The sequence below is a fragment of the Shewanella sp. MEBiC00475 genome (genome assembly GCF_005234075.1).
In the GTDB taxonomy this organism is placed as follows: Bacteria; Pseudomonadota; Gammaproteobacteria; order Enterobacterales; family Shewanellaceae; genus Shewanella; species Shewanella polaris.
Genome location: NZ_CP039928.1, coordinates 1,415,289 through 1,436,132 on the forward strand (window position 1 = coordinate 1,415,289; position 20,844 = coordinate 1,436,132).

The 20,844-nt window shown below is 40.2% G+C and carries 20 protein-coding genes and 1 pseudogene; 4 read left to right on the forward strand and 17 right to left on the reverse strand.

All coding sequences use genetic code 11. The annotated features are described in order from the left end of the window. Positions 1-250 precede the first annotated feature (250 nt). The 6 genes and pseudogenes from FCN25_RS06245 to FCN25_RS06265 all read right to left on the reverse strand — a co-directional run bounded on the left by FCN25_RS06245 (position 251) and on the right by FCN25_RS06265 (position 5,982). Entirely contained in the window at positions 251-1,270 is a 1,020-nt protein-coding gene (locus tag FCN25_RS06245) for a GGDEF domain-containing protein (RefSeq protein ID WP_137222983.1), read from the reverse strand. A 446-nt stretch (positions 1,271-1,716) separates the two neighbouring features. After that, positions 1,717-2,590, reverse strand: a pseudogene (locus FCN25_RS06250) (transposase). 45 nt (positions 2,591-2,635) lie between these two features. After that, positions 2,636-2,773: a hypothetical protein gene (locus FCN25_RS21080; RefSeq protein WP_254693728.1), complete on the reverse strand. Its 138-nt coding sequence runs from the start codon at positions 2,771-2,773 to the stop codon at positions 2,636-2,638. A 165-nt stretch (positions 2,774-2,938) separates the two neighbouring features. Then, positions 2,939-3,268 carry a hypothetical protein gene (locus FCN25_RS06255; protein ID WP_137222985.1) on the reverse strand — a complete coding sequence of 110 codons (330 nt, stop codon included), beginning with the start codon at positions 3,266-3,268 and terminating at the stop codon, positions 2,939-2,941. A gap of 113 nt (positions 3,269-3,381) precedes the next feature. Continuing rightward, positions 3,382-5,481: an alkyl/aryl-sulfatase gene (locus FCN25_RS06260; protein ID WP_137222987.1), complete on the reverse strand. Its 2,100-nt coding sequence runs from the start codon at positions 5,479-5,481 to the stop codon at positions 3,382-3,384. Between the two features lie 363 nt (positions 5,482-5,844). Further along, on the reverse strand, positions 5,845-5,982 hold the full coding sequence (locus FCN25_RS06265) for a hypothetical protein (protein WP_254693728.1): 138 nt from the start codon (positions 5,980-5,982) through the stop codon (positions 5,845-5,847). A gap of 313 nt (positions 5,983-6,295) precedes the next feature. Between FCN25_RS06265 and proV the strand changes: the two genes are divergently transcribed. The 4 genes from proV (at position 6,296) to proX (FCN25_RS06285) (ending at position 10,807) form a co-directional block, all read left to right on the forward strand. Beyond that, positions 6,296-7,522 (forward strand): glycine betaine/L-proline ABC transporter ATP-binding protein ProV, encoded by a 1,227-nt coding sequence (gene proV, locus FCN25_RS06270; RefSeq protein ID WP_175405929.1) that lies wholly within the window; start codon positions 6,296-6,298, stop codon positions 7,520-7,522. A 26-nt stretch (positions 7,523-7,548) separates the two neighbouring features. Continuing rightward, a complete protein-coding gene (locus FCN25_RS06275; RefSeq protein ID WP_137222991.1) occupies positions 7,549-8,400 on the forward strand; it encodes a proline/glycine betaine ABC transporter permease in 852 nt (283 codons plus the stop codon). Then, on the forward strand, positions 8,397-9,431 hold the full coding sequence (gene proX, locus FCN25_RS06280) for a glycine betaine/L-proline ABC transporter substrate-binding protein ProX (protein ID WP_137222993.1): 1,035 nt from the start codon (positions 8,397-8,399) through the stop codon (positions 9,429-9,431). Before FCN25_RS06275 ends, proX (FCN25_RS06280) begins: the two co-directional genes overlap by 4 nt. A gap of 341 nt (positions 9,432-9,772) precedes the next feature. Next, the gene (proX, locus tag FCN25_RS06285) at positions 9,773-10,807 is read left to right on the forward strand and encodes a glycine betaine/L-proline ABC transporter substrate-binding protein ProX (RefSeq protein WP_137222995.1); all 1,035 of its coding nucleotides are present in this window, start codon (positions 9,773-9,775) and stop codon (positions 10,805-10,807) included. Positions 10,808-11,353: 546 nt separating this feature from the next. Here proX (FCN25_RS06285) and FCN25_RS06290 read toward each other — a convergent pair. The 11 genes from FCN25_RS06290 to FCN25_RS06335 all read right to left on the reverse strand — a co-directional run bounded on the left by FCN25_RS06290 (position 11,354) and on the right by FCN25_RS06335 (position 20,674). After that, positions 11,354-12,331 carry a transposase gene (locus tag FCN25_RS06290; RefSeq protein ID WP_137222997.1) on the reverse strand — a complete coding sequence of 326 codons (978 nt, stop codon included), beginning with the start codon at positions 12,329-12,331 and terminating at the stop codon, positions 11,354-11,356. Positions 12,332-12,383: 52 nt separating this feature from the next. Further along, the gene (locus tag FCN25_RS06295) at positions 12,384-12,872 is read right to left on the reverse strand and encodes a hypothetical protein (RefSeq protein WP_368074080.1); all 489 of its coding nucleotides are present in this window, start codon (positions 12,870-12,872) and stop codon (positions 12,384-12,386) included. 571 nt (positions 12,873-13,443) lie between these two features. Beyond that, the gene (locus FCN25_RS06300; RefSeq protein ID WP_137222999.1) at positions 13,444-14,787 is read right to left on the reverse strand and encodes a S41 family peptidase; all 1,344 of its coding nucleotides are present in this window, start codon (positions 14,785-14,787) and stop codon (positions 13,444-13,446) included. 137 nt (positions 14,788-14,924) lie between these two features. Next, entirely contained in the window at positions 14,925-15,083 is a 159-nt protein-coding gene (locus tag FCN25_RS20895) for a hypothetical protein (RefSeq protein ID WP_175405832.1), read from the reverse strand. 114 nt (positions 15,084-15,197) lie between these two features. Then, positions 15,198-15,734, reverse strand: a complete 537-nt coding sequence (locus FCN25_RS06305) for a hypothetical protein (protein ID WP_137223001.1) — start codon at positions 15,732-15,734, stop codon at positions 15,198-15,200. Between the two features lie 79 nt (positions 15,735-15,813). Then, complete coding sequence (locus FCN25_RS06310; protein ID WP_137223003.1) at positions 15,814-16,119, reverse strand: hypothetical protein; 306 nt, start codon at positions 16,117-16,119, stop codon at positions 15,814-15,816. A gap of 77 nt (positions 16,120-16,196) precedes the next feature. Further along, entirely contained in the window at positions 16,197-17,225 is a 1,029-nt protein-coding gene (locus FCN25_RS06315) for a hypothetical protein (protein WP_137223005.1), read from the reverse strand. A 119-nt stretch (positions 17,226-17,344) separates the two neighbouring features. Next, positions 17,345-17,776: a hypothetical protein gene (locus FCN25_RS06320; RefSeq protein ID WP_137223007.1), complete on the reverse strand. Its 432-nt coding sequence runs from the start codon at positions 17,774-17,776 to the stop codon at positions 17,345-17,347. Between the two features lie 119 nt (positions 17,777-17,895). Then, entirely contained in the window at positions 17,896-18,390 is a 495-nt protein-coding gene (locus tag FCN25_RS06325; protein WP_137223009.1) for an Imm26 family immunity protein, read from the reverse strand. Positions 18,391-18,723: 333 nt separating this feature from the next. Then, positions 18,724-19,833: an IS91 family transposase gene (locus tag FCN25_RS06330; RefSeq protein WP_137223011.1), complete on the reverse strand. Its 1,110-nt coding sequence runs from the start codon at positions 19,831-19,833 to the stop codon at positions 18,724-18,726. 4 nt (positions 19,834-19,837) lie between these two features. Next, on the reverse strand, positions 19,838-20,674 hold the full coding sequence (locus FCN25_RS06335; RefSeq protein ID WP_137223013.1) for a site-specific integrase: 837 nt from the start codon (positions 20,672-20,674) through the stop codon (positions 19,838-19,840). Between the last annotated feature and the right edge of the window lie 170 nt (positions 20,675-20,844).

The window sequence follows — 20,844 nt, forward strand, 5'->3', positions numbered from 1 at the left end:
GGGGTTGTGACACAGCCCCGAAGGGCGAATTTATCAGAGTGGTCTTCTTTGTTAGCCTTTCTTAACGTACGACTGTATGGATGCAGGAGCAGTTGCCGAGAACGACTATGCCTTCAAAAGGCTGCCTCGAATACCTCACTGATAATTTTCGCTAAAAGAGCAAATTCTAATGCGGATTGGTATAAAATAGCCACCAACAATTGTTGCTGACTACACTTTATTTGTTATTACTGGCTCTTGGTTGATCACTTTAGTGAGAAACAACTTTATTACGTCCTAATTCTTTCGCTTTATAAAGCCGTTCGTCAGCGGCTTTATAAACCTGCGATAACTGACTGCCATCATCGGGCCAACGTGCAACGCCAATACTGATACTAATATTGAGTTTATTATCATCAACAGTTGTAATCTTATCTATCGCAATGCGCAAACGCTCTGCGATTTGCTCAGCCTGTTGCAAACTCGTATTAGGAATTAACATGCAAAATTCTTCGCCACCAAAACGAAAAGCCCAATCATTCCGACGACGCATATCGTTGATTAATCTGGATACCTCAACCAATACCTTATCACCCACATCATGACCAAACTGATCATTAATCTTTTTAAAATAATCAAGATCAAGTAATAACATAGACACTGATTGTTGTTTATCAGGCAAACTTTGGCACAGCATCTCGAAAATAGAATCTAACAATAAACGATTATTTAACCCTGTTAACGGATCAACTGATGCCATTTGTTGCAAACGCTCTACTGCTTCCGCTCGCTTAGATTCATAACTAAAAGACAATGCCCAAATGGCCGCTAAACATAAAGCAATATTGGCAATAGTGATCGGATAAATATCAGCAATATTGAACAACAAAGCGTAAATCAAAATAGCCACACCTGTAGCCATATACACACTTGTATATATCGTTCCTAGCTTAATTCCCAATAATAGATATGACAAAACGGGGATAATAAACAACCAAGTAAACAACCCAGAATTAAATGAGGCACTATAAATACCAATTAAAATAACCGTATAGAGGGAAAATAAAAATACTGAACACCACAAGGTAAGATTAGGTGTACTCTTATGAATAACCAGAATACCAATACAAAGACACACCACAACTAGTTCAACCATGGCATACACTTTGAAACCGCTAAACCAGTTATTAACCACAAAAATACTGCCAGCTACAATAATGACGATTAACACTGCCTTTAACACTGTGCGACGATATTCAAGTTCACTTGCCCATAAATTAGAAATGCTCATTAATGTTGTATTCCAGTGTTGTGATTACAGCGACTAACACTCGTAGACCATGTGTTTGTCTAAATGTTGATAAAGAGATTTGAAAGATTAGCCCAATAATTAACAATTGGCTAAAATATTAGATAGTTATAACTTAACTGCGCATCAATCAACCATTTTGTTAACAACATCAATCCATAAAATCGAGACAATATCAGTATTAAAAAATAGTAAATATGCCATATATTAATAAATATGCTGCTCATTTTTTGGTATCAACATAATGCCTTTAAACTTGAAGTTGTACAGGCAATTAAAATTATCTCAATCGGCAGAATAGGCTAGATTACTTAAAAGTGCCTTATAAGCTCTAAGAAATAGCTCGATATGGCTTACCAAACACATCATAAGTGCATGATAAAAAAGTATAGGGTAAATTATGTTTTTTTAGCTTATAGCGTTGTGCATTACCAACGTTGGCAGTTTGATGCACCTTGTCGTCGCTTTCGCTCTAGATGTGCACAATATTCCGTTAATGCAAGCAAAGCCCCTACCGCACCTTTGAATAACGCGCTAAATTCTGTGGTTATTTTTAACCAGTTTTCAGCCGGAAGATTCAGCCTATTTAGAATGTCTTGGCTACCTGAGCTTATTGCACCGCGCTTATCTTCTCGAATGATACGGCCCATATCTTCCACCAGCATGATGTAGTCTTTGACATTGAACATTAACCCTTTAGGCATATCTTGACGCTCATTACCTACAAAAGGTAATAGTTCGGTAGGTTGTCCACCTTTTTCGCTGAGGTTATTCGCCGTTGTATACTGGTGTAATCAGAGGTTTCTGGTGTAGCTGCCATCTTGGCGCGAATTGGCCTTTCTATTGGTGAATAGATGTCGACATAAGCCATACAAGCTAATACAGCTGCTTCATCTAATAAGGCTTGAGATTTAAAACGACCTTTCCACAAATTTATCGGGAATCAATTTAAACAGCTTTAGCTGGCCCGAAGGGGGTGGCAGCGAATAGAAACGACCTGTGCATTTATCTTCTTTATTGGCCATTCTAGTTATTGGCTCACACAAGGAACGCATAAACCAACTAATATCCACCAAGCGTTGTCGGTATCGGGCTATGCCGTCATTAACCGTTTTATGCTCAAACTTGTTTAAGTCTTCACCTTTAACAAGCTTCGGCGTCAGTAATATCCCTTTAAAACCTTTATGCCATTGGATCAGAATATCTTTATCTGACCAGCCTTTTGCTTTATCTGCATCAATCTTCAAAACAACATGTAAGTGATTGTTCCCTGCTTATTAATAAGAATGCATAAGCACAAATATCAATGGCAAAGATGGTAGCAAATTCAAGTATACGAGAATCACCCTATTCACAACGATGTTCAATATTCTCGCCTGTCGAGTTATCAATGCCACACAGAAAAGCTTTACGCACAACTCGTGAGCAACAATGATAATAAGGTGTGTCTTCTAAGCTAACGATAGTTTGTCTTGGTCTGGCCATCTTAGGTTACCTGTTAGAGATAAAGGTAACTAAAGCCTAGTTGAGTCTTTATTATTTATCCAATTGGAATGGGTGGCCATGTGGCAAAATATAGGTGGTTAAAATAAGCAACGAAAGAGCAAAAACAACTGCTTTTTGTCCTGATTTAATGACTTTTTTTACGTTTTAACTTTGTACTGTTTGTTTTGATAGTTGTGCCGCCTTGGACAGAGCCCACCAACCTATAAATATGCTCATGATTATCCTAATTGGAAAATATAATAATGCAGGCAAATTAAACAACCATAAAACTACACCTTCAGGTAAAACGTAAAAGGCAACTTGCTTAACCCAGTAAATAAATTGAACATACTCTTTTAGGAACTCATTAATTGAAATATTTAACAAAGACCATTCGTTTAAATAATTAATCCAAAGTGCATATAAGCCAAGAGCTCCATCACCGAAACTCCCGATAACAGAAGACCAACCTAAAATTAATAAAAAAATTCTCATTAGCACTCCATACTAGAAAAAAGTGTAATGCTTGGTTCAGCGGCGGCTTCTCTCCGTCCGCTGGAACCGTTTGTTAGCTGCCGACAATTGGCAACACTAGGCTTGGGAATGCATCAGCCACCTGATGAGTCAGCAGGCGTATCTTGTTTAAACGGATTAACTTTAGCAGGTGCCGCTGCGGCATCTGGCAAGGTGCCAGGTAGCAGTTCAAATACCATAGTGAAAGTTGTCAGCATGTTTTTCAGTTCATCGTAAGGCTTGCTGTTTCCTTTTAACTTCGCTTTACCTTCCTTGATCTTGTCATCAAAGCTTGTTTTTCCCATCATCACATCATTAAGCTCGGAGCGATTCATGGTAATGGTGAGATCGGCTTTTGGTGACTGAATACCTTCAATATTGGTAAGTGTAGAATTGCTCAATTCAACCAGGTATTTCTCACCATTATCTGGGGTAATAAAGTTAATGATGAAATGCTTGTCTTCAGCCTTGCTGGTGTCCAGACGCACACCCATAAAGTCCAGCCATAGTGCAGTGGACATGCCACGAATCATATCAGGTCCTGACGCTTTGGGTGATGCACCGCTCGGCATTCCATGACGTAACTCGTAAGCTGCAGCAAGGAAACTGTTACGAACACTCGGGCTTTCTTTCTGATAACCGATCTGTTCATATACATCGGCCAACAAGTCTTTTGCGCCCTGGTTTTTCGGTTCGGCATAAACTAGCTTGTTTAGAATCTCAGTGGCGTGCAGATACTTGCCCTGATCGTAGAGTTCTTTGCCTTTATTCATAATTTTCTTGGCACCACCCATCATTTCAACATACAGCGGCGCTGAATCTTCAGGTGATAAGGGTGTCAGAGTAGCGGGGTTGGCATCCCAATATCCAAGATAACGATTAATAACCGCACGGCTATTGTGCTCTTCAGAGCCGTGGTAGCTGTGTGCTGACCACTGATTACGTAGGCTGTCGGGCAACTTGTAGACATTGTGAACTTGGTTAATAGTTACACCCTGGTTAGCCAAATGCAGAACCTGGTTGTTCAGGTGTGCATAAGTATCACGTTGGGTGCGCATCACCTCCTGAATACGTTCATTTCCCCAGCGCGGCCAACTGTGTGATGCGAACATCACCTCTGCATCCTGACCAAACTTGTAAAGCGCAATGTTGATTTGCTTGGACCACTCAAGTGCGTCACGCACCAGTGCGCCACGTAGGGTGTAAATATTGTGAATTGTGCCAGTGATATTCTCCGCTGCCCAGAAAGCTTTCATATCAGGAAACCAGGTATTCATTTCAGCAGGTGCCTCGGTACCAGGTGTGTTCTGGAATACCATTCTGACACCATCAACGGTCATTTCCTCGAAGTCTTTTTTAATGATGGTATTAGGTTCAATCAGCCCCAGGTTACCGGCTGCGGTGTTCTTGCCAATTGATTGGTCAACATGACCAAACGGACTGCGTGGCAGCAACACACCGTATTGAAAGAACATGCGACGTGTCATTGCATTACCGGCCATTACGTTCTCGGCAATTGCGTGGTGCATAAAACCTTCAGGTGCGATGATTTTTACCTTGCCGCTTTTAACATCGGCTTCATCGACAACGCCACGAACGCCGCCAAAGTGGTCTGCGTGCGAGTGAGAGTAAACAACAGCCACCACGGGTCGTTCACCAAGTTGTTGATTGATGAACTTGAGTGCGGCAGCGGCAGTTTCTTTAGCCGTTAGAGGGTCAAAGATAATCCACCCAGTATCACTTTTGATAAAACTGATATTAGCCAGATCGTAACCACGCACCTGATAGATTTTTCCAGGTAACACTTCATATAATCCATAGGCCATGTTGAGAATAGCCTGACGCTGTAGAGAAGGGTTGATACTGTCGAAGATCTGGCCTTCTTTGAGTAAAAATTCGTAGCTACCCATATCCCATGCTACGTTGCCGGCTTCGGCCATAATGTGCTTGTAATCTGGTGCTGCAATAAAACCTCTTTTCGCTTCTTCAAAATCACGTTTGTCTTCAAATGGCAGGCTTTTACGAAGCCCGTTTTGCAATTCAATAGTGAATTTAGAAGGTAATTTACCTTTTAGATCAAAGTGCTTGCTCGGGTCGCTGGTTACTACATCACCGCCACCTGCAGCAAAAGCAGTGGAAAACATGCCGCACATAAATGCAGATGTAATTGCCATACAAAATAATTTTTTTATCATGTATCTATCTCCTGTTTTGATGACTAAATAAGCTAACGTCCCAAGCAGCGGAAAACACGAACGCTTTGTCGCTGTCAGTGAGTGGTTTCCCGATGACTTAGCTTGTTAAGTATCACTTAACTATAGAACACGTAATCAAGAATTTTTAGGTAGATAACCAAATAAATTAGCAAGTAAATAATTATTAGGAAAATGCCTATTTTACTTATACCGGAACCAAAGTTCTCAATTCTACTTTTAACTTTGTCATTATTTCGAACGTTTAATAAATGCTCCCTGCTTATGAATAAGAATGTATAAGAATGTATAAGCACAAATATCAATGGCAAAGATGGTAGCAAATTCAAGTATACGAGAATCACCCTATTCACAACGATGTTCAATATTCTCGCCTGTCGAGTTATCAATGCCACACAGAAAAGCTTTACGCACAACTCGTGAGCAACAATGATAATAAGGTGTGTCTTCTAAGCTAACGATAGTTTGTCTTGGTCTGGCCATCTTTAATTACCATTTTGAAAGGGTAATTAAAGCGCTATTTGTTATTTAACCAATAATCTTGGGTGGTCATGCTTAGTGGTTTTTAATAAAATCAAGAATAATAACCATTATATTTTTCAATTAAATTCAATGATTTAGGTTTACTTTTAAAAACACTAACATTGACATGCTAAGCGTTATGGGACTACTGTATAAAATATATCGCGAAAGTGTGTGGTAAATATTTAACAGCGCAGAATTTATTCATGTGCTTTTTATGTAGCGATTAGTGCAAAAAAGCAAAACGACGTAAAAGAGCGTCATGGAAAATATTATGGAAAAAATAGTGATAAAAAACCTTTACAAGGTTTTTGGTTCAGACCCTCGTAAGGGGGTAAAATTACTTGAACAAGGGAAAAGCAAAGAAGAAATTTACGAACAGACAGGGCTTACAGTTGCAGTGCAAGGTGCCAGTTTTACAGTAAATAAAGGTGAAATTTTTGTCGTGATGGGTCTGTCTGGCTCAGGAAAATCAACTCTAGTAAGAATGCTAAACAGGCTCATTGAACCAACGTCTGGAGAGGTGTTAGTTGATGGTGAAAATATCCTCAAAATGAATAAGGATGAGCTGGTAAGGTTTCGCAGAAGTAAAACAAGTATGGTCTTTCAGTCCTTCGCTCTTATGCCTCACCAAACTGTGTTAGAAAATGCTGCATTTGGACTAGAGCTTGATGGTATGGATAAGAAACAGCGTGAAGAGCGAGCTCTAGACGCTTTAAAACAAGTCGGACTTGAAGGCTTAGAAAATGCATATCCCAAAGAGTTAAGTGGTGGTATGCAGCAGCGAGTTGGATTGGCGCGAGGCTTAGCGGTTGATCCTGATATCTTGCTCATGGATGAGGCATTTTCGGCGCTTGATCCTCTTATTAAGACAGAGATGCAGGACGAACTGCTTAAACTACAAGATCGTCATGAGCGCACCATCATTTTTATCTCCCATGATTTAGATGAAGCATTACGTATTGGTGACCGAATTGCCATTATGCAGGGCGGCCGAGTGATTCAGGTGGGGACGCCAGAAGAGATTCTGCAAAATCCCGCTGATGATTATGTACGAGCATTTTTCCGTGGTGTAGATCCAACTGGTGTTATCTCCGCAGGGGACATTGCCCGCGATACCCATCCAACGGTTGTTTGGCATACTAAAGCTGGTAGCCCACGAGCCACATTAGAAATGTTGAGTATTAAAGATCGCGAATTTGCATATGTACTCGACTCAGAACACCGGTTTTTAGGTGTTGTCTCTTCAGATTCCCTGCGTGACGCTATTGACCAAGGAAATGGTACCAGCAAACTTGAGCATGCTTTTCTTACAGAAGCAGAATCGGTTCAGGAAACCGATAGTCTTCAAGACATTTTACCTTTGGTAGCTTCTCATTCTTGGCCTATTCCAGTTGTAAACTCAGAAAATAGATATCGCGGAGTTGTTTCTAAAAATCTGTTTCTTCGTACCTTAAACCGTGCAGAGAAAGGGACTTATTTTGAGCAGTCAGCATCTTAGAATACTAGCTTCAGGAGTTTTATATTATGTTCAGTTTTGATGAAAGAGTTATTCCTTTAGATGCATGGATCACAAGTCTTGTTGACTGGTTGGTCGAAGGGTATCGATGGTTTTTCCAGATGATAAAATGGCCCGTAGACTTCATTTTATCTAGTGTGTCAGACGGACTTCTGGCAACTTCACCTCTTCTAGTTATTGCACTGTTTGGCGTCATTGCTTGGCGGGTGTCAGGTTTCAAACTTGCTGGTTTTACGCTTGCTTCGTTGATTCTCATCGGTCTGCTTGGTTTCTGGTCAGAAACCATGATAACCCTCGCCATGGTATTTTCATCTGTTGTGTTCTGCACCGTTGTTGGAGTGCCATTTGGTATATGGGCAGGACGCAGTGATCGTGTTAATAATATTCTACGACCCATTTTGGATGCGATGCAGACAACGCCAGCCTTTGTCTATTTGGTACCTATTGTGATGCTTTTTTCTATTGGCAACACAGCGGGTGTTCTTGCAACCATCATTTTTGCCCTGCCACCGTTGGTTAGATTAACCAGTCTAGGTATCAGGCAGGTACACCCAGAGTTAGTCGAGGCTGCGCTCGCCTTTGGGGCAACAAGCTCGCAGGTTTTACTTAAAGTTCAGATACCACTTGCTCTTCCGACCATCATGGCTGGCCTTAATCAGACCATCATGATGTCGCTCTCCATGGTGGTTATCGCCGCAATGATCGGCGCAGGAGGCCTCGGGGCACCTGTCGTTCTGGGCTTAAATACACTTGATATTGGTTTGGCCACGGTTGGCGGTCTTGCGATTGTTTTATTAGCAATCATTCTAGATAGAATCACCCAATCAATGGCAACTCCAAAAAATAAGGACGTAAAATGATACTTAAAAAAGTAATACTGGGTGCAGCTTTAGCTGCAATGACCATGACGGGGTCAGTAGCTCTTGCTGATACGCTCAAGCCAGGAGAAGGCATAACCGTTAAACCAGCTCGAGCGACATGGGACACCGGTTTTTTTCAGGAAGCGCTTGTACGACGAGGTCTTGAGACTCTGGGGTATGATGTTGAAAAGCCCAAAACTCTGGTCAATCCAATTTTTTACAAAACGGTCACTCTCGGTGATATTGATTATTGGACCAATGGTTGGTTTCCAATGCATAACGATCAACTACCGAAAAATTTTGATAAAAAAGCTGAAAAGATTGGTTATGTAATGAAAGCCGGTGGACTGGGTGGCTATTTAGTGTCTAAAAAAGAGGCAGATAAATATAACATTACTTCCCTTGAAGATTTTAAACGCCCTGAGGTGAAAAAAGCCTTTGATACCAATGGTGATGGCAAGGCCGATCTGACTGCCTGCCCTCCAGGCTGGGGATGTGAAAAAATAATCACCCACCATATGGACGTATATGGTCTCAAAGATGCTATCAATCCGGTGAAAGCGGCATATGCAGCAGGAATGGCATCTGCGATGGCGGGTTATAAAAATGGTGGACCAATATTCTTCTATACCTGGGCACCAAATTGGACCATTTTTAAACTGAAGCCAGGCAAGGACGTTGTCTGGATTAACGTACCTGAAATCAATCCTACCAAAGCGCAAAGTTCAGCTGTTGAACGAATGACGATAAAGGGGCTTGAAGGCGCAGTTTCTGACCCAGTAAAACTTGGTTTTGTCGCTTCTGACATCCAGATCGTCGCCAACAAAAAATTCACCAAACAAAATCCGGCAGCAAGGAAATTTTTTGAAGTCTTTACCCTACCGCTTGCCGACGTCAACGAACAGAATACTCGGATGAACGATGGCGAAAAGAGTGAACAGGACATTCAACGCCACGTAGATGAGTGGATTGCCAAAAACCAAGATCAATGGAACGGTTGGCTGACTGAAGCACGCAATGCTGCTAAATAGTCTCAACCTGCAATAGCTTATTGGTAACCCGGAGCACACATACAGTGCTTACGGGTTATTTTTTATCCAAAACCCCAAGTATTTCGTAAAACGTATGGCACCGCTTTCAAAAAAGAGGACAAAGCTGATAATGCCTTTAAGAGGGAATGATGTTTTTAACGGAACAAGCCTAAGTTCTTATCATATTTTTAAAAATGCTCTCAATTTCAACATATTAGTTAAAATATAACCTAAAAGAAAAATGAATGTGCTTATTTATGTCCAAAGGCAGAGATGTAATATTGGTAATTATTTTGAAGATAATGACCCAATCTATGGCAACAAAAAAATAAGGAACGAAAATGAGAATTAAGAAAGTAATAATGGGTGCAGCTTTCGCTGCAATGACCATGACAGGGTCAGCAGCTCTTGCCGATAATCACCAGCCAGGTGAAGGTGTAACAGTCAAACCTGCGCGGGCCACGTGGGATACGGGATTTTTTCAGGAAGCTCTGGTACGACGGGGCCTTGAAACACTTGGGTATGATGTAGAAAAACCTAAAGATCTGTCGAATCCGATCTTTTACAAAACAGTGACTCTCGGTGATGTTGATTACTGGACCAATGGCTGGTTTCCAAATCATGATGACCAGATGCCAAAAGGATTTTATAACAAAGGTGAGAAAGTTGGTTTTGTGGTTAAGGCCGGTGGCCTGCAAGGATATTTGGTGTCTAAAAAAGAGGCAGATAAATATAACATTACTTCCCTTGAAGATTTTAAACGCCCTGAGGTGAAAAAAGCCTTTGATACCAATGGTGATGGCAAGGCCGATCTGACTGCTTGCCCACCAGGCTGGGGATGTGAAAAAATAATCAGTCACCATATGGAGGTATACGATCTCAAAGATGCTATCAATCCGGTGACCGCTTCATATGCAGCAGGAATGGCATCTGCGATGGCGGGTTATAAAAATGGTGGACCAATATTCTTCTATACCTGGGCACCAAACTGGACCATTTTCAAACTGAAGCCAGGCAAGGACGTTGTATGGATCAACGTGCCTGAAATAAAGCCGACAAAGGCGCAAAGTTCTGCAATTGAACGGATGACAGTGAATGGAATTGAAGGCGCGGTTTCTGATCCGGTAAAGCTTGGTTTTGTCGTTTCAGACATCCAGATAGTCGCCAACAAAAAATTCACCAAGCAGAATCCGGCAGCGAGGAAGTTTTTTGAGGTATTTACATTGCCACTTAGTGATATCAACGAACAAAATACTCGGATGAACGAAGGTGAAAAGAGTGCCAAGGATATCCAAGGACACGTAGATGAGTGGATTACCAAAAATCAGGATAAATGGAACGGTTGGCTGACTGAAGCACGAAACGCGGCCAAATAGTCTCAACCTGCAATAGCTCATTGGTAACCCGGAGCACACATACAGTGCTTACGGGTTATTTTTTATCCAATACCCCAAGTGTTTAGTAAAATTTAATAAATAAAATTTAGCTACCCATTTTAATGATCAATTAACATCACTGCTTTTAATAAATAAAATTCAGCCACCCATTTTAACGATCAATTAACATCACTGCTTTTAGGTTTGATTGCGATAGCTTTCAGCACTATTTAAAATGTATAAACTAAATGGGAATCATCAACAAACTGAGCGTTATATGGAAAATGATGAACAATACGGTAGATTTATAAAATTCAGCCACCCATTTTAACGATCAATTAACATCACTGCTTTTAGGTTTGATTGCGATAGCTTTCAGCACTATTTAAAATGTATAAACTAAATGGGAATCATCAACAAACTGAGCGTTATATGGAAAATGATGAACAATACGGTAGATTTAAAGCAGCACTCGCGGCTTGATTGATATCAAGCTTGAAAGGAGGTTAATGTTTTTGTGTGGATTCTAGTTATAGAGATTAAGCTTTAAGCGCATAACCAGCGCTGGCAGTTTGATGCACCTTGTCGTCGCTTTCGTTCTAGATGTTCGCAATATTCCGTTAATACAGGTAAAGACCCTACTGCACCTTTGAATAATGAACCAAACTCTGTGGTGATTTTTAGCCAGTTGTCAGCAGGAATATTTAATCTATTGAGAATATCTTGGCTAGTTGAGCTAATTGCACCGCGTTTATCTTCTCGAATAATTCGCCCGGTATCTTCCACCAGCACAATATAGTCTTTAACGCTGAACATCAGTCCATTGGGCATATCTAGCCGTTCATTACCAACAAAAGGCAATAATGCTGTTGGTTGCTCACCTTTTATCGCTGAGGTTATTCGCCGTTGAATACTGGTGTAGTCTGAGGTTTCTGGTGTCGTTGCCATTTTGGCACGAATAGGGTTTAAATCTACATAAGCCATACAACTCAGAACAGCGGCTTCGTCAAGTAACGCTTGGGATTTGAACCGTCCTTCCCAAAATCTGCCTGTACACTTATCTTCTTTATTGGCCATTCGGGCTATCGGCTCACACAAGGAACGCATAAACCAACTAATATCAACTAACCTTTGTCGGTATTGGGTCACACAGTCATTAACCGTTTTATGCTCAAACTCGTTTAAGTCTTCGCCTTTAACAAACTTCTGTGTCAGTAATGTGCCTTTAAAGCCTTTATGCCATTGGTTCAGAACATCTTTATCTGACCAGCCTTTTACTTTATCTGCATCAATCTTCAAAACAACATGTAAATGATTGCTCATCACTGCATAAGCACAAATATCAATCGCAAAAATGGTCGCCAACTCAAGAATGCGCGAATCTACCCACTCTCGCCGATGTTCAAAGTTCTCACCTGTCGAGTTATCTATTCCGCAAAGAAAAGCCTTACGCACAACACGGGAGCAGCAGTGATAGTAAGGCGTATCGTCTAAGCTAACGATAGTTTGTCTTGGTCTGGCCATCTTCAATTACCATTTTGAAAGGGTAAGTAAAGCGTAGTTTATTGTTTGTTATTTAGCCAATAATCTTGGGTGGCCATGTTATTGTTTTGGCCATTCTGGCAATAGGCTCACATAAGGAACGCATAAACCAACTAATATCAACTAACCTTTGTCGGTATTGAGTCACACAGTCATTAACCGTTTTATGCTCAAACTCGTTTAAGTCTTCGTCTTTAACAAATTTATGAGTCAGCAATGTGCCTTTAAAACCTTTATGCCATTGGATCAGAATATCTTTATCTGACCAGCCTTTTGCTTTATCTGCATCAATCTTCAAAACAACATGTAAATGGTTACTCATCACCGCATAAGCACAAATGTCGATGGCAAAAATTGTCGCTAATTCAAGAATACGAGCATCAACCCATTCGCGTCGATGTTCAAAGTTTTCGCCTGTTGAGTTATCAAAACCGCACAGAAAAGCCTTACGCACAACACGGGAGCAGCAGTGATAGTAAGGCGTATCGTTTAAGCTAACGATAGTTTGTCTTGGTCTGGCCATCTTCAATTACCATTTTGAAAGGGTAAGTAAAGCGTAGTTTATTGTTTGTTATTTAGCCACTAATCTTGGGTGGCCATGTTATTATTTTGGAGCAGCAGTGATAGTAAGGCGTATCGTTTAAGCTAACGATAGTTTGTCTTGGTCTGGCCATCTTCAATTACCATTTAAAAAGGGTAAATAAAGCGTAGTTTATTGTTTGTTATTTAGCCAATAATCTTGGGTGGCCATGTTATTTATGAGGAGATTGATAAAGAGGGTATTTAGAGCTGACTTTACATAACACATAATCGACAAATCGAGTCCAAACCTCTTTTGGAGCATTAAATAGATATCTAGCTCTACACTCATGCCTATCATTTAACTCACTTGCAGAGGCAAAATAAACTTCACCACGTTTTAGCATCATTAAAGATAGAGGACTAACACTCTGATATTTGTATATGTACATCTGTAAACATCTCAACTTATATACATTTGAAAAAGCTAACGCCTAATTAACAGGCTAAAAATTGCGGGCTAAAATGGAGCGAAGCGAACAGCCCACTGTTTTTAGTCCTTGTTGAATTTCTTGTTAGATTTTTTCTTTCAGCTTTTTAATAGAGCTAGAAAGTACAATATCTTTTTCTGATCTCAGATGTTCAGGCATACGATCAATAATAATTTGTGGGGTAATACCATATCCTACAAACTCTCTCCCATCTGGGTATGTATCTCTTTTAGTACAAATTCTGAAAGACCCACCCCCAGGTAAATCAAAGAAAATTGGTTGCCCCGTACTTCCATATGTTTTTTCACCAACGGTAGTAAAATGCTTTAGCTTATCTGCATAGATTAAAAAATCCTCTGCTGCTGAGGCGGTATGCCTCCCAATCAACACGTAGGTAGGTACAATATGACTATTTTCTTTTGCTTTGAGCGATTCCATAGCTCCTGCCTCCCATGCATTATCTTGGGCATAACTTTTATATTTTTCACTATAGTTTCCCCATGCTTTAAACGCAGCAATATGTTTTCTGGTTTTCCAAATAGAGCCATCTAAATCTTTATTAGTAAAGTGGGATAATATTTCAGCTGCAATACTTGAATTACCGCCACCATTGAACCTTAGATCAATAATTAGTCCCCTAGCTTGTTTAACTTCATCATAAACTTCATTGAAGTCTTGCAGGATTTTTTCATCATGAAAACCATTAAGAGCGATATAGGCTATCTTACGATCCAACCACTTAAATTCAAATAACTCGCCATTCGATTTGGGAAGCTTTAACGACACTTTATCTATTTTTTGATGTCGTGCATTTCTAGTAAGAGTTAAGTCTTTGAACTCCCCTAAAGGAGTCTTTATAGTAAAATTAACCTTACTATCAGGTGATCCGTTTAATGTATTTCTTACACCATCGTTCCACAAAATATGCTCGGTTGAACTAGCAATATAAGGCATAATATTGGTTTTTAAATGAGTATCTAAATTAACACCTTCAACTGAAACAACGGTAGAGCCTAAAGGAATTTCAGCTTGAAGCTCACTTTTTACTTTAGTAACTACAGCTTGCTGATGAGCCTCTCTTAAACTTAAGGCTGGCCAGTCTACATACTTAGAAGAAAGTCCTTTTGGTAAGTAAATATTAGTATGTCCATCGTGCAGTAAAGCATTAAATTTCATTAGTTCGCGATAATACTCATAAGTTGTTTCAGTAGCTAAAACTTTGGGAATATATTCTCTATATGCGCTATCAAAATCTAAGTCGGGTACTTGGTCAAAATACGCAAAATTGTAACTCGCTTCTTTCCAAAATAATGACAAACCATATAATTTATCTTCGTTTGATAAATTATATGGTGGATTTCCAACCTCTTTGGCAGAAACAGAAATAGATGCAATTAACAAAGATGCTAATAATACTTTTTTAATCATTTAAACTATCCTTAGTAGCTTGAAACTCTGATGTAACCATGAAAAACATAACGCCTTAATAACAGGCAAAATTTGGCGGGCTAAAATACGAGCGCAGCGAGATAGCCAGCCGTATTTTGTCCTTGTTTATTAACTTGTTAGGCAATTTTTGAACGTTTATCCTTAGGGAAACGAATATATTTAGGATCTAAAAATTCTAAAAGCTCAATCAAAGCATTCTGCAATTTGACTAAACGAGCTGAATTATAGTTAGATGAAGTAAGGAAACTCGCAACTTTACTTTCAAGTTGCTTCAACAAAGGCTCTTCTTCGTCCGCTATAATTTTCAAAAATTTTGAGTAGCCAATACATTTATAGCGCCCGTCTTTTTCTTCTAGTATTAGTTCACCAATACCTCTTTGTTCGCCAGCTCATATACTCAACGAGTCTGTATATTCGGTAGATTGCCAAATAGAATATATTTCATCTTGTAAAGCCGATAACTGTTCAGATACAGTGCTTTCATGAAACTCAATAAATTGAATTTCCTTACGAATTATTTCTGTCCAAGCAAAGTATTGAGCAATGACATACATTGTATTTTTGATAAAATACTCTTTTTCAGAGCCATCTCCTCTTTCATTTACAAAATACAAACTAATCACATTTTGACAAACTAGATTAAAAATTCGACTTTGTAGGTCATATGCAGAATGAACAAGTGGACCTCTGTATCTGTCCATGGTTAGTTGAAGGTCAACTGAGCGTTCTTCCGCTCGTATTTGCACATGTAAATCTGCCTTGAGTTTCTCTAAAGCCTCATTATTTTCTTTAGCAACTTTACCCTTATAAGATTCTAGCTCACGCCCAAACCAAAATGAAACTAACTTTTGTCCAAGAAAAGCAACAACAGCTAATGCTGACACCGCTCCTCCCAAAGCCACAAATATAATATTGAGAGTTTCCAAACTTACTCCTATTGCCTAACGCCAAGCTAAGCGGCGCAGTTTACTGCGTCCAAAGCTTGAGCGCCTTGTTAAAAGTTGTTTAGTCGCCGAATGCTTCACTAGTACTTCCAAAAGCGTATTCATGTAAATTTGTTTCTTCATCAGACGTAATCAATTTACCCGAGAAGTCATCAAAGCTAATTCTAGGATTGAAAGATTTACCATCAACCTTAATTTCGCCTTGATCGTGTAACATCGAGAGATCAAAGGTGAAGTCCCCAATAATTTCTTTTGCTACGTCATCGGTAATACCATTCTTTTTAAGTTTCTCCTTTAGAAGCAATATAACCTGATATTGCCACTCAGTAGCTAGCTCTTCATATTCTTCAGTGACTTCAACTTCCATGCTTACCTCTAATGACTTTTAACGCTCAAAGCAGCGGTGCAAAGCATCCGCTGCCTTTGCTTGTTAGCACCTTTTTCTCAATCACAATCATTCGCCTCTCTAATAGAGTCTAGCTCAGCAATTTTTCGATCATAGGACATTTTGATCTCTTCAAATATTTTCGAAACCTTCTTGTCGTCAATCTCAGTAATTATTAGAGCTCCACTATTCTCCATGAACAACTCGTCGGTTAGATTTTCGTTAAACTTGTTGTGATACTCCATCGTAGATAGACCAGAATAGACATTTGTGCCATAAAGCATGGTGCCCTCAAACTCATCACACAAATACTTAAGTTTTGTTAGAAGGTCTGCATAATCTTGTATTCTCTTGAAATTGGATTTCAACACGCTTTTAGATATTGAAATGTCAGACCTTGAATCATCCCAATACTGAATATCGACTTCTCGATATTCATCAAATACTATCTCAGCTTCTTCTGGCTGCCTTAAATCAAATAGCCCTTGCCGAATAGAAGTTTCTTGTCGAAGAAACTCCTTATATAGAAGGATGACAAGGTTAATCTCATTGGTACTTGCCATCTTAGAAAGGATATAAGTCATTTCAATAAGCCCTTTATCGAACGATTCAATCCATCCTAAATTAGCTTTTATACTGAATCTAGAAGGGTTATTAAATGGATAGCTAGAGGAATAATACCCTCTTATTATTTTGTCCGATAAATTCTTAGAAATATGATCTGGCAATCCTTCTTTTATTTCGCTGAAGTGCTCTACATATTCCTGACGATGTTTATAGAAGTTAGAAAAAGTATTTTGCTCTGTGGCCTTTTCTATTTGGAGAGTTGTTTGAGCAGACCGATGAATAGCTGCTATAACACCCAAAATCGTAATACATGTAGCCAATATGGTTAGAGGGACTTTCGATACAGTAAAAAGACCGTAGTTAAAGCCTGTGTACGAAGGGTCAAGCTCTAAGTTTGAATTAGACACGATAATCACAAAGCATAAGAGAGCTAATGATGGAAGCACCGTTAACGTAACCCTAAATAAAGGCACTGAGCTAAGCCTGACATTCGGATCTATCTCAAAATAACTTTTTTTCAACCTATTCTCTCTCAGATGGTACTGGCTTAGGGTGCTAACGCCCATAATAACGGGCTAAAAATTGTGGGCTAAAATAGCGGAGCGATAGCGCACTGTTTTTAGTCCTGTTAATTTGTTTGTTAGCAGTGCGCTACACAACTGCTAGAATCCTCATTTATATAGCCGTAACCTTCAATGACAACTGATTTAGGTTTTAACCCATAAACTGGGATTGAAGTTACTACAATTGGAAAATTAAGCTTAGTTAAGTCAGCTTTACTTGGTTTAGAAATACCAAACCAAAAACCTACAACCTCATCTTTTACGAACATACAAGGTTGAGAATATTCAATCTCAGTTAAACCGTAATTTATAAAACCAACAAACTCAAAACCTTCTGAATCGATAAATTTAGCTTTGACGATAATGTTTGAATTAGGATCTAAAGCATCACTTTCACTTGCAGGAACAATAACGGTTTCATCAAAACTATCGTTTTTCCACATAGGAAACTGCCAGACACTATGATCCAATAAGTCTTGAACTGTGATTTCCCAAATTTGCTTGCTCATAACTTCCTTGTACTGCTAACGCCTAATTAACAGGCAAAAAATGGTTGGCTAAAATAAGTGAACGTAGTGAACAGAAAGCCAACTGTTTTTTGTCCTTGTTTAATTTCTTGTTAGGTGAATTATTCATCGTCATCATCAGGAGCCTCAGGTATGCCAAGAGCTTTGCTGATTGAGTCGTCCATTGTGCGATAATTTCCGAGTCCCCAAACACCTTCTAGTTCGTTTTCTTCAACTTGATTCCCTGCTTCATCAACGTGGCAACATTTAGGAAAAACGCTTAAGTAGCATGCCCCATCTATATTTTGACTAGACTCTACTGGAATGTTTCCAATAACGGGCATATACCCTCGAGAAAAACCTAGTTTATTTACAAACACAGGTGCAACTAACAAAGAGCTTTGAATTAAATCTTTCGGTAATTCAGACTGTTCGCTAATGATATTGTAAATATGGATCTTGATGCAATCAGGAAAGCCGCCAACTTCAGAGTCCAGGGTCATGACTCGACCGAAAATAAATTTATTATCGGGGTATTCAAGCCTAAAAACGTCACCAACCTTTAATCGCTTTTTATAAGCAACTTGATGAATCACATTGGTAGCGGGATATTCCATATTCACCTAACGTTTTAGTATTTATGCGTTGCGCTGTTTGCAAAGCATAAATCGCTTGTTGGACTTGGCCGATGCCACATCCAAATTAATCGGTATGTTTTATGCTATAGGAATTTGCTTTTTAACGGTAGTGGTATTTTGTACAACCTTTCGGCTAATCGTCTGTTCTGATTACACCTTTTAGGGTCGATTTTGTTGGCTTTCATCTTTTTCCATTACTCGATTATTGCCTTATTTACTGATTTCTCGATACCAAATCGTGTGCCATCGTCCCACCTAATCCAAGATTAGCTGAGCCTGCTTTATTTGCTGACATCCCCCCACTTAATCTGACTAACCTGACAGCTTCAACTTTGCTTCACGCGCTAACATCGTTAGCAGTGGCACCAGTCCCATAAACATTAGCCGTCCATTGGGGCACTGCGGACAACACCAGTGGCCTAATGTGTCAGTGATTGCTGCTGGGATATCTTTCGCTTTACTCCCCAGTTGCTCTCTAATTTTGGCGAGCCTTTTACGCCGACAGCTGTTGGCTAAAAAACCAAAATGCCTTATCCGCATCACCCCTTTAGGCAGTACATGTAATAAGTAACGCCTAATGAGCTCTTCAGGAGTCAGTTGCATGATTTTACGTTGGTTATTGACATAGTCTGTGTAGCTGATATCAACACGCTCTTTGGTGACCGCCTTAAGCCGTGATTCATGCAGCATGCCTTTTCGAGTGTAACGCCCGAGATAAGCCACTACGGTTTCAGCTTTATAAAGACATGCTTTACTGTATACGCACCACGCCTTATTGATGAGGTTATTGGCCTCGGGAATGGTCAGTTCACGCTGGCGCAGAGCAGCCAACATCTTAGCTTTGAACACGGTTGAGACCGCCTTAACAGGAAATAAATAGTCTGATTTAACGCCGCGCCACTGACCTTGCTCAGTGACCACTCCGCCTGGGATTAAACAGTGTAAGTGGATATGCTGGGTTAAGGTTTGCCCCCATGTATGCAGTACCGCTGTGCACCCTAACTGACCTTGTAAGTGTTTACGGGTCATGCCAAATCGGCTTAAGGTTTGCCAAACGGCTTCAAATAACGCGCTGTACACAAGCTTTGCTTGCTCATCGGTATGAGTGAGCGCGTTGAGCTCATGGGGCAAGGTAAACACCAAATGAAAATAGCGACAATGCAGTACTTGTTGTTGCTGTTTCTCTATCCATGCTTGGGTTTGTTTACCTTGGCAGCGTGGACAATGTCTGTCTCGGCATGAGCAGAACACGCTTTGCTGATAGTGACATTGATTACATTGCCACTGCTGTTGACCAAGTGCGGCTGTGCGGCAAGCCAAAATACGCTGACACACCAAACGCTGTTGCTGACTCAGTCGATGATGTTGCTGGTAGTGACCATAGTGGGTTTGCAATATGTCACTCAAGTGATAATGCGCCATCTCATCACCCCAAGTCAGCGAGTAAATCGCCCCCTTTATGCCCAAGCTCTGGCGACCAGTGCAGATATCGCTCTGTGGTTTTAATGCTTTTGTGACCCAGTTGATGTTGGAGTTGATTCAGTAACATGCCAGCGGCCAATTGATGTGTCGCATAGGCATGGCGCAAGCTGTGCGGGCTGCAAGGTTTGGTGATCCCTGCGGCTAACGCCGCTTTCTTGAGGGTTTTACGCACGCTTGATACATCTAACGGGTAGGTGTTGCCATGGGAATGCACACCAAACAGCCACGTTTGCGGATGATACTTAAGCCAGTAATGGCGCAATAAATTAAGCAGTGAGGGAGAGATGATAACTAAACGGTCTTTAGCACCTTTGCCCTGACACACTTTGAGTAACTGCCGCTGACCATCAATATCACTGACTTTAATATTGACCAGCTCACTGACGCGTAATCCACAGCCATAGCACAGCGCTATCATGGCGTGATATTTCTGATTAGGGCAGTACTGCAACAACTGACCAATATCTTGCTTACTGAGCATTTGCGGCAGTTTTTGGCTAGGACGAGGCAAACACACGTCAATTCTAAATTGACGCTTTAAAATGTGTTCAAAGTAAAAGTGAATACCGTTCAGTTGAAGCTGAATAGAGGCTCTTGATAGTTGCCTTTCAAGGTTTAAATAGCGGAAATAATCACTTAACTGCGTATCGGTAACAGTATCAACTGGTTGATGATAGTGTTCTGCCAGTTTAGTAATGGCATACAGATAAGCTTTACGGGTTCGCTCAGAGTAGCGTCTAAGCGTAATTTCATCATGGAATAATTGAGTGTGTACTAACATGACTTACCTCCTTGATAGTGGGAAATCCACTGAGGTAAGTGTGGTTCAAATCACGGGTCTTTGGGCTCCGCGCAGCGGCTTAGTTCAACAGCTTATTGAACGGCTCGCCCAATAAAGCCGACCGTTTAAGTTATTGATTTATATCATCCTACATTTTCTATCTCATTGAT

Excerpts from the sequence above, each read along its gene's own strand:
- FCN25_RS06245 (WP_137222983.1), bottom strand. The coding sequence starts at position 1,270 with ATGAGCATTTCTAATTTATGGGCAAGTGAACTTGAATATCGTCGCACA.
- FCN25_RS21080 (WP_254693728.1), bottom strand. The coding sequence starts at position 2,773 with ATGGCCAGACCAAGACAAACTATCGTTAGCTTAGAAGACACACCTTAT.
- FCN25_RS06255 (WP_137222985.1), bottom strand. The coding sequence starts at position 3,268 with ATGAGAATTTTTTTATTAATTTTAGGTTGGTCTTCTGTTATCGGGAGT.
- FCN25_RS06260 (WP_137222987.1), bottom strand. The coding sequence starts at position 5,481 with ATGATAAAAAAATTATTTTGTATGGCAATTACATCTGCATTTATGTGC.
- FCN25_RS06265 (WP_254693728.1), bottom strand. The coding sequence starts at position 5,982 with ATGGCCAGACCAAGACAAACTATCGTTAGCTTAGAAGACACACCTTAT.
- proV (WP_175405929.1), top strand. The coding sequence starts at position 6,296 with ATGGAAAAAATAGTGATAAAAAACCTTTACAAGGTTTTTGGTTCAGAC.
- FCN25_RS06275 (WP_137222991.1), top strand. The coding sequence starts at position 7,549 with ATGTTCAGTTTTGATGAAAGAGTTATTCCTTTAGATGCATGGATCACA.
- proX (WP_137222993.1), top strand. The coding sequence starts at position 8,397 with ATGATACTTAAAAAAGTAATACTGGGTGCAGCTTTAGCTGCAATGACC.
- proX (WP_137222995.1), top strand. The coding sequence starts at position 9,773 with ATGAGAATTAAGAAAGTAATAATGGGTGCAGCTTTCGCTGCAATGACC.
- FCN25_RS06290 (WP_137222997.1), bottom strand. The coding sequence starts at position 12,331 with ATGGCCAGACCAAGACAAACTATCGTTAGCTTAGACGATACGCCTTAC.
- FCN25_RS06295 (WP_368074080.1), bottom strand. The coding sequence starts at position 12,872 with ATGGCCAGACCAAGACAAACTATCGTTAGCTTAAACGATACGCCTTAC.
- FCN25_RS06300 (WP_137222999.1), bottom strand. The coding sequence starts at position 14,787 with ATGATTAAAAAAGTATTATTAGCATCTTTGTTAATTGCATCTATTTCT.
- FCN25_RS06310 (WP_137223003.1), bottom strand. The coding sequence starts at position 16,119 with ATGGAAGTTGAAGTCACTGAAGAATATGAAGAGCTAGCTACTGAGTGG.
- FCN25_RS06320 (WP_137223007.1), bottom strand. The coding sequence starts at position 17,776 with ATGAGCAAGCAAATTTGGGAAATCACAGTTCAAGACTTATTGGATCAT.
- FCN25_RS06325 (WP_137223009.1), bottom strand. The coding sequence starts at position 18,390 with ATGGAATATCCCGCTACCAATGTGATTCATCAAGTTGCTTATAAAAAG.
- FCN25_RS06330 (WP_137223011.1), bottom strand. The coding sequence starts at position 19,833 with ATGGCGCATTATCACTTGAGTGACATATTGCAAACCCACTATGGTCAC.
- FCN25_RS06335 (WP_137223013.1), bottom strand. The coding sequence starts at position 20,674 with ATGTTAGTACACACTCAATTATTCCATGATGAAATTACGCTTAGACGC.